At 36.8% G+C, this 13,281-nt stretch carries 9 protein-coding genes; 4 read left to right on the top strand and 5 right to left on the bottom strand.

Annotated features, from left to right (window positions below):
• From BK126_RS15060 to BK126_RS15050, 3 genes are all read left to right on the top strand, one after another.
• A complete protein-coding gene (locus tag BK126_RS15060; protein ID WP_076313552.1) occupies positions 1-1,332 on the top strand; it encodes a restriction endonuclease subunit S in 1,332 nt (443 codons plus the stop codon).
• Positions 1,329-4,352 carry a type I restriction endonuclease subunit R gene (locus BK126_RS15055; protein WP_083655894.1) on the top strand — a complete coding sequence of 1,008 codons (3,024 nt, stop codon included), beginning with the start codon at positions 1,329-1,331 and terminating at the stop codon, positions 4,350-4,352. The genes BK126_RS15060 and BK126_RS15055 overlap by 4 nt, the downstream gene beginning before the upstream one ends.
• A gap of 301 nt (positions 4,353-4,653) precedes the next feature.
• Positions 4,654-6,582: a hypothetical protein gene (locus BK126_RS15050; protein WP_076313351.1), complete on the top strand. Its 1,929-nt coding sequence runs from the start codon at positions 4,654-4,656 to the stop codon at positions 6,580-6,582.
• A gap of 797 nt (positions 6,583-7,379) precedes the next feature.
• On the opposite strand, the gene BK126_RS15045 is transcribed toward BK126_RS15050, so the two are convergent.
• From BK126_RS15045 to BK126_RS15025, 5 genes are all read right to left on the bottom strand, one after another.
• On the bottom strand, positions 7,380-7,937 hold the full coding sequence (locus BK126_RS15045; protein ID WP_076313350.1) for a hypothetical protein: 558 nt from the start codon (positions 7,935-7,937) through the stop codon (positions 7,380-7,382).
• A 235-nt stretch (positions 7,938-8,172) separates the two neighbouring features.
• Entirely contained in the window at positions 8,173-8,943 is a 771-nt protein-coding gene (locus tag BK126_RS15040; protein WP_076313349.1) for a hypothetical protein, read from the bottom strand.
• A 9-nt stretch (positions 8,944-8,952) separates the two neighbouring features.
• Complete coding sequence (locus BK126_RS15035) at positions 8,953-9,741, bottom strand: SMODS domain-containing nucleotidyltransferase (protein WP_076313348.1); 789 nt, start codon at positions 9,739-9,741, stop codon at positions 8,953-8,955.
• Between the two features lie 128 nt (positions 9,742-9,869).
• On the bottom strand, positions 9,870-10,349 hold the full coding sequence (locus tag BK126_RS15030; RefSeq protein WP_076313347.1) for a helix-turn-helix domain-containing protein: 480 nt from the start codon (positions 10,347-10,349) through the stop codon (positions 9,870-9,872).
• Entirely contained in the window at positions 10,349-12,769 is a 2,421-nt protein-coding gene (locus BK126_RS15025) for a hypothetical protein (protein ID WP_076313346.1), read from the bottom strand. The genes BK126_RS15030 and BK126_RS15025 overlap by 1 nt, the downstream gene beginning before the upstream one ends.
• A 220-nt stretch (positions 12,770-12,989) precedes the next feature.
• On the opposite strand from BK126_RS15025, the gene BK126_RS30240 reads away from it, so the two are divergent.
• The gene (locus BK126_RS30240) at positions 12,990-13,190 is read left to right on the top strand and encodes a helix-turn-helix domain-containing protein (RefSeq protein ID WP_076313345.1); all 201 of its coding nucleotides are present in this window, start codon (positions 12,990-12,992) and stop codon (positions 13,188-13,190) included.
• Positions 13,191-13,281: the final 91 nt, after the last annotated feature.

Raw genomic sequence — 13,281 nt, 5'->3', positions numbered from 1 at the left:
ATGCCAAAACCGACAAGGTCAGTAAAGGAAGAGTATCTGAAAGAAATTTCCCAAGCTTGGTCAACAGTATCAACTAAATATGTTTATAACATTCAGCTTGGAAAAATGCTTCAAAATGAAGCAAATGGTGCTGAAGATATTCAAATTAGCTATTTTAAAGCTGCTGATGTTCAATGGGAAAATGTTAACATTCATGATCTCCCTGTTATGTGGGCATCACCTAGGGATCTTAATAAGTTCTCAGTAATTAACGGGGATTTGTTAGTTTGTGAAGGTGGAGAGGTTGGCAGAGCTGGGATGATTTACAACCTAGAAGAAGATTGTATTTTACAAAATGCTCTTCATCGTGTACGTTCAACGAATAAGGCAGAAGTAAAATATTTAATGTACTTACTACGTCATATAGCATCTACATCATGGATGGATGTGCTCTGTAATAAAGCAACCATAGCCCACTTTACAAGTGAAAAGTTCGGTAATCTAAGAATACCTTTGCCATCAGTTGAAGAACAAAATATGATTTTTAAGTTCTTAGACAAAGAAGTGGTTAAGATAGATCTTCTAATTTCAAAAAAACAGAAGCTTATCGAGCTTTTGCAAGAAAAACGCCAAGCGATAATCAATGAAGCTGTCACGAAAGGGCTTGATCCAAATGTTCCGATGAAAGACTCGGGAATCAGTTGGCTTGGCAATATGCCAGCACATTGGGAAATTAAAAAGTTTAAACATCTTGTATTAATGGTGGGGGGCGGTACTCCATCTAAGGAAAATCTTGAGTATTGGGGTGGTGACATTCCTTGGGTATCGCCAAAAGACATGAAAGTTGATTATGTGGAATCCAGTGAAGATAGTATTTCTTACTTAGGCTTAAAAAATAGTTCAACTTCATTAATCGAAAAACCCGCAGTTTTGATGGTAGTGCGTTCAGGTATTCTGAAGCATTCGCTGCCTGTTGCAATTAATAAAGTTCCCGTCTCATTAAACCAGGATATGAAAGCCCTAATTCCAAAAGAGAATTTAGATGTTAAATATTTATTTTCGATTTTAAAAGGTATCAGCTCTCTTATCCTTTATTCATGCAAGAAAATCGGAGCAACTGTTGATAGCCTTGAGACTGAAGACCTGAATAACTTAATGTTGCCTTTGCCACCACTCAATGAACAAAAATATATTTTCTCTATAATAGAAGAAGAGACAAATAAAATAGATTTTCTTACAAGCAAATTAAACATACAAATTGAAAAACTCCAAGAATATCGTCAATCGCTAATTAGCGAAGCAGTCACCGGCAAAATAGATGTTCGACAATATGGAGAGGAGGTCAATCATTGACCACAGATTATCGTGAAATCGTATTTGAAACTGCTATCGAGCATGCGCTACTTCAGCAGGGTTACCTGAAAGGTAATCCTGCTGAGTTTGACTCTTCACTTGGTCTATTTCGTTCTCGCCTTATTACATTTTTGCAAGAGACGCAGCCCAAACACTGGGCTGCGCTTCAGACAATTTATGGTGCATCGGTTGAGAATAGCATCATCCAGTCGATCATACGCACTATTAAAACCCATCCTAAAGGACTTATCGGCTTTTTACGAGATAGCGCACAAGGGAAATACAAAGATCGCGGCATTGAGCTTCGGATGTTTTTTATGAAGCCGGATAATGACTTTAATCCAGATGCTACAACAAATTATAAAAAGAACCGTCTTACAGTAACTCGTCAAGTTCACTACAGCATTAAAAACAACAACTCGCTTGATGTTGTGATTGACCTTAACGGATTCCCTCTCGTGACAATGGAGCTTAAAAACCCTTTGACTGGTCAAACGTTCGAAAACGCCATTCACCAGTATAAACGTGATCGCGATCCGTCGGAGCCGATCTTTAAGTTTAATGAGCGTTCACTCGTCCACTTTGCACTGGATACGGATGAGATACATATGACTACGGAATTAAAAAAAGACAAAACTTACTTTCTCCCCTTCAACAAAGGGGATGGCTACGGTAAAGGTAACCCGATTCATGAATCAGGTTATAAGACAACATATCTTTGGGAAGAGATTTTGCAAAAAGATAGTTTTTTTGATATATTACAGCGATTTATTGAGCTCAAAATTGAAGAAAACAAAAAAGATAGAAAAAAGAAAAAAAAACAACTTATTTTTCCTCGTTTTCACCAGCTTAATGCTGTTCGTAAAATTGCTGACCATGTTTATGAAAATGGCACTGGTCATAACTACTTAATACAACATTCGGCAGGCAGCGGTAAAAGCAATACGATCGCTTGGACAGCACATCGACTAGCTTCGCTTGCTGATAGCCGTGGAAAAGCTTTTTTTAATACTGTTGTCGTTATTACAGATCGTATTGTACTCGATTCACAGATCCAGGATACGATTCGGCAGTTTGATTCCACATCTGGATTTGTTGCTTATATTGACAAAGGGTCAAAACAGCTTGCTGAGGCGCTTAATCGAGGATCAAAAGTGATTGTTACAACACTGCAAAAATTTCCGTACGTTATGGGGAAACTGAACGAAATGCCGAAGGACTCCAAGTACGCTATCATCATGGATGAGGCGCATAGTTCTCAGACAGGTATGACTTCGACGAAGATGAAGGAAATGCTCACTTACCGTTCTCTTGAGGAAGCGGAAAGCGTTGATCAACGAGAAGAAGAACTACTTGATGTTGATGACCAAATTGCCGAGGTACTTGCTGCTTATGAGCGCCGTCAAAATTTAAGCTTGTTTGCCTTTACAGCTACACCAAAGAAAAAAACAATGCAGACATTCGGTACTAAAAATGAAGATGGGGATTATGAGGCGTTTGATCTTTACTCCATGCGCCAAGCCATTGAAGAAGAATTTATTCATGATGTTTTAAAGCACTATACGACTTATGATACGTATTACAAAATTACAAAAGCGGTGGAAGATGATCCAGAGGTCGATTCTAAGAAAGCAAAACGTGCAATTGCCCGCTTTGTATCGCTCCATCCGACGAACCTATCACAAAAAGCGGAAATCATTATAGAACATTTCAGGCAACATACGAAAAACAAAATCGGAGGACAAGCAAAAGCAATGGTTGTCACTTCTTCTCGACTTCATGCGAAACGTTATATGAATGCCTTTAAAGACTACCTGTCGAGTAAAGCATATACAGATCTTCGCGTGCTTGTAGCATTTTCCGGAAGTGTAGAAGATCAGGAATATGACGAAGTCGTCACTGAAGCGAGTATGAATGGTTTTCCTGAGACACAAACAGCTGAAGTTTTTGAGGAAGATGAATATAAAATTATGATAGTAGCGGATAAATATCAAACAGGATTTGATCAACCATTGCTTCATACAATGTTTGTTGATAAAAAACTCACGGGTATTAAATCAGTTCAAACCCTTTCTCGGTTAAATCGGACTCATCCGGATAAAACAGATACTTTTGTACTTGATTTCGTAAACGATCGAGAAACCATCAAGAAAGCATTCCAACCTTACTATGAACAGACAACAATTGATGAAGAAATAGACCCAAATCTCTTATATGAATACCAGCGCAAGCTTGACGAAACGCGTGTTTACGAAGCTAATGAGATAGATGCACTTTGCGACGTATTCTTTCAGCCTAAAATTAAGCAAACAGCGACGGACCAAGCTAAGATATATAAAATCCTTCAAACCCCTGAAAAACGATTTAGAGCGTTATCAGAAGAACAACAAGATGAAATTAAATCACTGATGAAAAAATTTGTGTCTTTTTATCTTTTCTTATCACAACTGGTGGAATACGAAGAAGATATGAAACGTTATTTTACATTTATTCGTTTGTTTTACAAAAAGATAAGTGATCCGCTAGGTAAAGAGGGATGGTCCTTAGATGGCGATCTAGTTGATCTTGAGTTTTATCGAATTAAGAAAATTGAAGAAGGTCAAATTGAGCTTGAGAAAGGTATATTAGCACCGTTAACCGGGGGAACTGGGGCAGGTGGAAAGAAAAAGGACGACTTCAGATATTTATCAGAAATTGTCAAACAGATTAATGACTTATTTGGCACCGATTTAGATGGTGAAATCGTCAGCAGTCAATTATACGAAGTTGCAGAAAAGTTTGTTAGCACGCCTGGTATGAAAGAACAAGTTGTTAACAATTCATATGAAGATTTTAAATACCCATTTGAAAACCAATTTATTGATGGTATTGTTGATTCGTTTGAAGAGCAGCGCGAGCAAATCGAAAATGAAAATGATCAACTCAATAAATTGGTTGCATTTGTTTCGACAAGTGATGACGGATGCAAAATGATAAGCGATGCGGTAGGTAAAATTGTATATAATTTATTGAAAAAATAAAAATGAAATAGCTGCTGGATTATGGCAGCTATTTTTGTTTTGCTTATAATCCATTCAATAAAGGTGACGGCTTCGTGTTGAAAAAGGTAACCCATTTCTTAAATCAGATTATAGAACGACATACCTCGGTGAAATTTTAGTGGTTTGTCCGATTTAATCAAACCCACTATTATGAACAAGGTCTTAGGTCGGTAAACGATTCTTGGTTATTTTATACTAAACTCCAATTGAATATAAGCTAAGTTACCTATATACTTAGTATGGAATTATTTGTTACAAATTTTAGACGGGGGAAGTCATCTTGAATATTTCTGCTGCAATAAATTATGCTATTTTGATGGTAAATGACCAAGAGAACAAAGATTATTATGATAATTTTGTTCCCATGATTGCAGAATGTATAAGAAGATCATCTAGTCAGTATATTTCAGTGAATCAAGTTCAAAATGATCTTCATATACAGTTTGGTATTAAAATTCCCATTAATGTAATTGATACTATTCTTAGAAGAAGGCTCACTTCAAAAAGATATATTAAATACACGGAAAGGAAATTCATACCAAATAGAGAAGTTCTGGAATCATTGAATTTTGTATCAAAACAAGAAGCAATACTTGAACAACACGAAAAACTAATCAAACAATTAGTAGAATTCTCTCAAAAATATCCAAATATTGCTTGGACGAAAGACGATGCTGAGAATGCCTTTGAACAATATTTGAAGAGAAATAACCTTCTTTTATTAAATATTGAGAAACCGAAAACCAGCGAAATTGATTTCAAAGACACTAAAGGGAATCCAGCCTATATAATTGGGCAGTATATAAAAAGTCTTGATACTGAATCAATTGAATATCGTTATTTTGAATCAATAGTCAAAGGCGACATGCTAGCTAATGCTATATACTATACGGATCCCGGACACACTGGGATGAAGTTTCAAAATAATACTCAAATTTATTTTGACACAACGTTTTTGATATATGCATTAGGATACGCTGGCGAAGCTCGTCAAGCACCTTGCCTTGAATTAATAACTTTGTTAAAAGATTCAAATGCAGTGTTAAGATGCTTTAAGCATACCATAAATGAAATTATTGGTGTTTTAGAGGGATGCCAATATAGATTAAGAACAGGTAACCTAGTTGATAACCACGGAACCATGGAATACTTTCTAGCTAACAAATATACAGCAACAGATATAGACAGGCTCATTTATGGTGTTGAAAATGAAATAGAACAAAAGTTAAAAATTAGAGTTTTTGAAAAACCTTCTTATATTGATGAATTTAACATTGATGAACGCGGTCTAAGTGAAACACTACGTGAATCCATACGATATACAAAAGAACAGGCATTGGAACGAGACGTTACTTCCATATCTGCGATAATGCGCCTCAGAAAAACACGATCTTCCATTTATATCGAGAATTGTCAAGCTCTATTTATAACCACTAATCATAGTTTGGCAGAGGTAACCAAACGATACTTTTTTAGAGAGTCAGACAATAATAGAATTATTCCGCCTGTTTTACCTGCTTATATCTTGACAAATTTACTTTGGCTTAAAAATCCAACGGCTTCTCCTACGTTGACGAGAAAACGAATTATAGCAGATTGTGTTGCTTCAACAGCAACACCTGACTATCTTTGGAAACGATATTTTGAAAAAATTGAAGAGATAAAAAACAAGGGTGCAATTACAAGTGATGATTACTATATCCTAAGATTTTCACAAGAAGCTCGCTCTTTGATGATGGAGATTACGAGCGGTGATGAAAATGCAATCACAATTGGAACAATTGAAGAAATTTTAGCAGCATCAAAAGCTGAATTAATTAAAGATCAGCAAAACATCACAGAAGAAACTCAACGTGAAAAAGATGAAATTCAAGCTCAATATGAATCTTATATCAAAGAGGTAGCCTCTGCATCTGAAATAAGGAATGATCGGATCAATAATGTCTCTTCTATGTGGGGGCGAAGAATCGTTATGACTATCAAGTCGTTAATTGTTCTAACTTTGCTTGTAGGACAAACATTTGCCTATTATATGCTTAACTTCACTATTCCAATTTGGATACATATACCAGTAGTTATTTTATTTATCTCATTTTTCCCTGTGGCTGGATATATGGGACTTAGTTTATTGCAACCATTCAAAAAATTAGAATCTTTAATCGTGAATATAATTAAAAACAAGCTTTCCTCTCTAGTGGATTTACAATAACAATCTATGTAAAAAGCAATATGGCGATACCAAAAGACTGGGAGGCTTCGTATCGCCATATTGCTCTTTCTTGTGAAAATAATTAGTATCAGCCGGATAATGTACGGCATGTGAGTCCAGAAAAAAGATCGGGTTTAAAAAGAAACATTATCTGCCTTCAGTAGGAACATTTTGAGGAAACCATGGAAGCTCTAGAGAAGAAGATGATACTGGAACGAATGTCAAATTTCTATTAGATTATTCCCAACCGTATAAGCCGTAGCTGTTGAAATTAAAGCTACTGATTTTTATTGCAACTGAGCAATATTTAATGTGCCACCTTATATCACTGCCTAAGTAGAGAAGGAAATGTAAAGGGAGGAGAGGAGAATTAAATAGCGAATGAACTCAAATTTCGAAGAAGTCCATTCGATTCTCCCTGAGAGCTTACTGACAAGATTCAAACCTAAGGTTAAGTTTGCAAAGTGGACACTTAGGTAAATGCATTGAAGTTGTTCTACACATTTTTCACTTTCCTAGGAGTTTTATCTGCGTTTTCAACTTTACTCGGTTTGAAAATTTCTTTTCAAATATTAAAAAGGCTCCCCCTAAAGGGAAGCCTAGGTACACCTACCCATCGAAGGGCTTTTTGTACACTTTTATTATATGTACTTATTCACTCTTTATGCTAAAACAAAAACAAAGAAGGGCTAATAGTAACCCTTCTTTGTGAACAGATATATTACTTTTAACGGCTACCCATCAAAGGGCTTTTTTACTTATCATAATAATAATCCAAAACTAGTAAATTGTCAATACTAAAGCAAAGCATATATTTTATTATTCAAAGTAGCTACATCGTCAGCAACATTATAAACATTTTTCCTAATGTTTATTCTCTGAATATCAACAGATCTAATATCGCTTACCTGTAGTCTAGTGGGATCAGTATTTATGAAATCTTTTATTGTGATGTCAATTTCAAAAGTAGGATTCATAGGAGCTGAATTCGGTTTTACCGAGGTGGTTGGAATAACAATGTATTTCGTTTTAAAATCCTTTAGAATATAGCAGAAATGTCCGTCATAAACTTCTTTTGGATAACCTCTTCTTAGATTAAAATACGCCACTTGACCTGCAGTTGGACGAGCAGAAGCGGGAGAAATATTATAGTACGTTTTTGAAGGGTTATTAACTTTTCTTGAAGAACCATCGGATTCAATTTTTGTTTGTGCTTGTGAAGGAACAAGGGTGTTATAAAAGTATTCAAGATCCTTTATCCAATATAGCAACTCTGTAGACAGTGCTTTGGAATTATAATTTTGCATCCGTAAAAGGATTTGTTGCACTTTGGCTAGATCATTTTGAACTGTCATGTTCTGCGATTTTCCTTCCTGATAATAATTCAATTTCAATCAATTTAAAATTCAACAAAGTTTGCCAATATCCTTTTCTTTTTGGTTGATGTAATGCTCTTTTATTCCAGCTAATGTTGGAGTTAACCAATATTGCCGAAACTCGAGGTTGTCCTGTTGAACTTACAACAAAGCCGAAAGAATGAATGTAATTTTTACGTTAAAAGGTCCACCAATTTTCTTGGTAGACCTTAATTTATATTTCTAGCTTTCTTTTGACTTTTTCCCATTCGATTGTCGTCTCCGCATTAATCTTGTGGAATATCCCAGAGGAAAGGTTTATACCCATGCTAGCCTTTAGGATTTCATATTTCATTACAATGTCCAGAACTTGCCCCGTAAATAACTCCGCATTAGCATTAACTGACCGATTTAAAAATAGCGTTCGGCATGCATCATAGATCGTTTCAAATCCATGCCTTATGATTTCGAGCTTGATCAAATTTGTCAGAATCGTTGTCGTCAGAAGCGTCTGGGCAATGATAGCAAGCAGTTCGAGGGACGTATTGCGGTTAATTATTAAGACGACTGAAAGAACGATGTACACGGCGATCTTAATTCGCTCACCTACGACCATCCTGGAGGCGGTCGTTTTGGAAAATAGCGAATTCTCAAATACGTTGATACCAAGTCTCGTTACAGACGGATTTTGCGTATTATTGTAATACAGGTTCGTTTCTTCATCATCGAGCGATACGCCAAATGAATTAGATATGAGGTGTGTCATTCGTTTATTTTGGGCTCTTCGAGCCAAGTATAGACTTGTAACGTTCGATGCAGCAAAATAAAGCAGTGTGACCACGATAAAGAACACGTTTAATATCGACTTTAGGGTAGCAGATTCGCCTACATATAATAGTACAAAGGATAAGACAATTGAAGTGTATAGAAGCCAATTGCTGAGCTTGTCCGACGTCAGCAGTGGCTTGAAGTACTTTTCGACGGTATCGACGCGCTGTGTGCTCATATTGCCTCCTTAAAGTGGGGGGAACAATTTTTTGATTTCAATTTCCGCAGAAGCCGGATATCCCGCGGCTTCGAGTCGTTTCGCTTCAGCCACAATCCGTTTGGCACGATCAACACGGTCTTTTCGGTCTTGCGAGGACAACCAGCTGTAGGAAAGGGCATCAACACCAGCGTACATATAATCTTTTAAGTTCTTAGTACCAAAAAACCAGAGATCTGTAATGGCGTTTTCTAGCTCGTAGGAAGACAGATGATAATTGTTTTTGCAATTCCAGTATTTCATCAGCCGAATCAGCGGCTTGATGTGATTACCGTGCACGGTATTTTTGTCCGTTAGTTTCTTGTTAAACGCATTAGGGGACGTACTCATCCATTCATTGTAGCTTGAGCTTGGAGATGGGATTGAAATATTACCGAACCAATCCTTCTGTGCTGGTACAAGCTCAAACTTGATGTGTTGGAGCTCTAGTACCATAGTAGGGTGGGATTGTTTAATTTGGGAACGCCCATAATAGGATTCGGCGAATGAACGGAGATGATTTAACAGCGTTTGTGGCTTCAGGTTGTTCGGGTTTTTAAAGATGACCATGTAATCGACATCAGAATACATGTCTGCGCTCCGAGTAAGCATCGTTCCCCTGGTGTACGATCCAAATGCAAAGTGGTCCGTAATGTTGTCGCCAAAATAGGAAGCAATTCGGGATCTAATAGTGCTGACGGAAGTATTGATCCTTGCCTTTTCCTCATCACGGATGATTAATTGGGTTGCTAAACTTTCAAGGTATGATTGTACACTCACATAAATCCCCCTTTGTTTTTCTGGGTATATCATACCATGGAATGGGAACTTTTGTTCTAAAATAATTGATCAATTCAGCATTCAGCAACAAGAATTATCAAGAAAACAGGACCCTTTTATAGCTGAAATTAAACTCTTAATCGTTGATACATAAATTGCTTCAAATCTTTTCCTTGAACTATGTGATGTCCGGCGGAATTCAATGATTTGAGCTTTCCCTGACTCACATACAATCTTACTGTTGCGGTAGAAACCCCAAGTATTCTTGCGATTTCACTTGTTTTATAAAACTTGAAATCTAAAATGCCATCAAAAACATTTGTTCCTAATGATTCACCTGTAAGTGCGGATTTTCCAGCCCAATCTTTGTAAGATAAAGGCAATTCCGACTTACTATAAGAAGATACTCTTGTTCTTTTCGGCTTATTAATAAGAAATTTTTTTAAATCCTTTGCTTTTACACGGTGATGCCCCCCTGGATTGCAGGAGGGCAATTTGTTTTCTCTAAACCATTTACGAACAGTCTTTGGTGCAACATCCAATATTTCTGCTACCAGATCAACATTCAAAACCGTTTCATCCGCTAATGTGGAAAGTGGTATCTTCATTAAGCTCCTCTATTCTGACTAATTTCACGTTTAATAACGTTCATTTTGTTTTCTAACTCGTACATCTTCTCGTAGAGTACATCCGCAGTCATATTAAGCTCTGCAAGTGACTGTTTACGTTTCCTGGTCGGTAACAGTAAAATACCATTGAGACGATTGAACTCATCATTCAGGTCTTGATAAAGGTTTTGTAATATTATTGCTTGTTCCGGTACCACCACTTGTGCTACTTCGATTCCTTGCTTCACAGACGACGCAGTAACAGCGTTAGTAACAAATATCTCCGATTTTAAATCATCTGGAATTTCTTCCGGTGTCCGGTATCCTTTTTCAAGCTCCCATTTAATTAGTTCTTTTCGATTCAACGGATATTCGATCGTATTGCTGATTACAGCAACGTATTCAGCATCCGTAATTTTTTCTGTGTAGTGAACTTCACTGATCGCTCCAATCATGCCGTTTTGTTTATGCCGCATTTGAACCTGTGCTGCTCTTAATAGTATCATTTGATTAATACCAGGGACATTTACTATCCCGCGATTTATCGTATTATTCATGCACCTACGAGCATCTTTTAAAATAAGTGACTTCCTTTTTATAGGGGGCAAAAAGGTCATCTTCTCACGCTGGGTGTAGATGAAACTATAGTGCCCTTTTAGCCTACTAACATGAAGTGCATTAACTCTTCTGAAAAGGTAACCCATACCTCTTCGTGAACATACACTGTAGATTTCCTCTCTTAAATATTTGTTAATTTGGTTAACCAGTGCGGGCGGAATCAAAGTTCCAAGTTGTTCATCAGAAGGAGCATTTTGATCTTTGCTTGCACGCGATGGCAAAAACAATCTCACGTAACCATAGTTCTCGTCAACTGTACCGTCATCATTATAAAAGGTTTTAATTCTTGGATCGGGTTTTAAATAACCATCATCATCAAGCCAACTTTCTCCTGTTATGGGGTTACTGAAATATTCAATTTTGAGTTGTGAGATTTCCTCTGGTCGAATACCGGCTAGAGAGCCACAAAGCCATGCCGTTGCATGCGCAGTGTTAACTTTCTTTAAAAAATCAAAAATAAGAATATTTTCCTCACGCGAAAGAAAAACCTTTGTTCTTTTATACTCTGGCTCTGGTTTTTCGAAAGTAAGTTTTTCTATAACACTCCTGATTTTCTTTTTCGCATTTAGAAAAATCAAACGTTCCCTTTCCACCGTTTCATCGACTTCAAGTTCAATGTTTTTAAATTGCCAGAGGATAAAAGGTTTCAAAAAAATGGACGCCGTCTTATGCCATACATAATCCGACTTGATACCTCTTCGTACGGCATCAATATGCTTTTTTTCAATTTCTCTAATACTGAAGTTGTGTCTGGCATCAATGAACCTTTTTTCCTCCTCCTTATTTAATTGTCTAAACGTGTTCCGTTGGTTCACCTCTTCGTATCCAATGATTTCGGCATCATAACAAATCATTTTATAAATGGCGCGATGGAGCTGCAGTCTATGCTGTTCCAAATCATTGATTTTTCCATACCGGTTACCGAACCAAGGATCGATAATTGGATTACCGATCCTGCGTTCTTCAAGGTATACCTCAATAATTGATGAGATACTTGGACCGACCAACTCTTCAATTGCATACCCATCGAGTCTTGCCGGAAGACCTATACGTTCTTCAGCAATTTTTTTAGCGTTAATCACTTGTTTTTTCAAATCGCTCAGCTCCCATAGTCTAGTTCCTTTATATCGTTCAGGTTGTACTATCCAGCCTTTTAATCTCCATTCCTTTAAGACTGAGTAATTAGCGTTCGGAATTTTTGGGGTTAAAGTTGGTAAATCGTTTACTTCCAATTTATTAAGCGCTTCTGAATTAAAATAATATGTGGTTTCGCCACCATGAACAGCGTCGCGTTTTCCGATGATAAATTCATCCCAAATACCACTTTCTATTTCTTCTCTAAACTTTGAACGCTCAATTCCCCAGCGATATGCAACACGAAAATCCGGTTCTCCTTTAGCATCGAGCTCATTTTTTAACCGGAAACTTTCGATAATACATGCTTTAATCCTAGGGATATTATCTTGATGGATATAACGTTTACCGTTGAATTCAATAAAATAAGTATCCCACATTTCATTTAGAAAAAATGAACTGTAGACCTTTATGTTTGGCAACAAATGCGTTTTGATAAGCGCATCTACCGTAACAAGATTAGCAACATCTATCGCCGATTTCTTTAGTGAAAAACCAATCTCTTGAAGAGCGAGGGATATTTGCCTGACTGAATTGTTAGTGTATCGATAATTTACAACCAATTCCTCTCCGCTAATTTTTGTCAATTGTTCAATTGAGTAAATACCTCGTTCCTTCAATTTTTTCACTTGACGTTTGGTTAAATTTAGGGATGAAAGTGTAGTCATGTTGTGAATAACTCCCTTGTATTATTAAGCTTCTCCAAAAACGCAAAATTTATACCCTTTATTCAACATCAACTATGATGTCGTCAGACAATAAAGGGGTTAAATTTTGCGTTTTTTAACAATATGACTACGATAGCACTTCGCTGGACACAATGGTAGTATACGGAAGAAATTACATCTACTTTACAGTTGACTGTAAACAGAAAGTGGTGTATGGAATATGGAAAATAATGAATACCCATTTGTCGGGGAAGATGATGTATTTACACCGGGAAGAATTGCAGCACTATGGGGATTGAATCCTAATACAGTTCGAAACTGGTGCAGAACTGGAACATTGAAAAGTATAAGATGGGGTGGGAAATATGTTATTCGAGGCACCGACTTCATCGGATTTATGGATAGGGGGCGGACAAGATAGCGGACAGTCTAGAGCTAATTTGTCTGTCGTTTTTCAAAGATAACCGCATTGACTATTATTTTGAAAAGCCCTGTATTATTTTTAACTGTGT

It is taken from the genome of Paenibacillus sp. FSL H7-0326, assembly GCF_001955535.1.
Classification (GTDB): Bacteria; Bacillota; Bacilli; order Paenibacillales; family Paenibacillaceae; genus Paenibacillus; species Paenibacillus shunpengii.
This window is presented reverse-complemented; position numbering and strand designations above follow the sequence as displayed.

Excerpts from the sequence above, each read along its gene's own strand:
- BK126_RS15045 (WP_076313350.1), bottom strand. The coding sequence starts at position 7,937 with ATGACAGTTCAAAATGATCTAGCCAAAGTGCAACAAATCCTTTTACGG.
- BK126_RS15030 (WP_076313347.1), bottom strand. The coding sequence starts at position 10,349 with ATGAAGATACCACTTTCCACATTAGCGGATGAAACGGTTTTGAATGTT.
- BK126_RS30240 (WP_076313345.1), top strand. The coding sequence starts at position 12,990 with ATGGAAAATAATGAATACCCATTTGTCGGGGAAGATGATGTATTTACA.
- BK126_RS15025 (WP_076313346.1), bottom strand. The coding sequence starts at position 12,769 with ATGACTACACTTTCATCCCTAAATTTAACCAAACGTCAAGTGAAAAAA.
- BK126_RS15060 (WP_076313552.1), top strand. The coding sequence starts at position 1 with ATGCCAAAACCGACAAGGTCAGTAAAGGAAGAGTATCTGAAAGAAATT.
- BK126_RS15040 (WP_076313349.1), bottom strand. The coding sequence starts at position 8,943 with ATGAGCACACAGCGCGTCGATACCGTCGAAAAGTACTTCAAGCCACTG.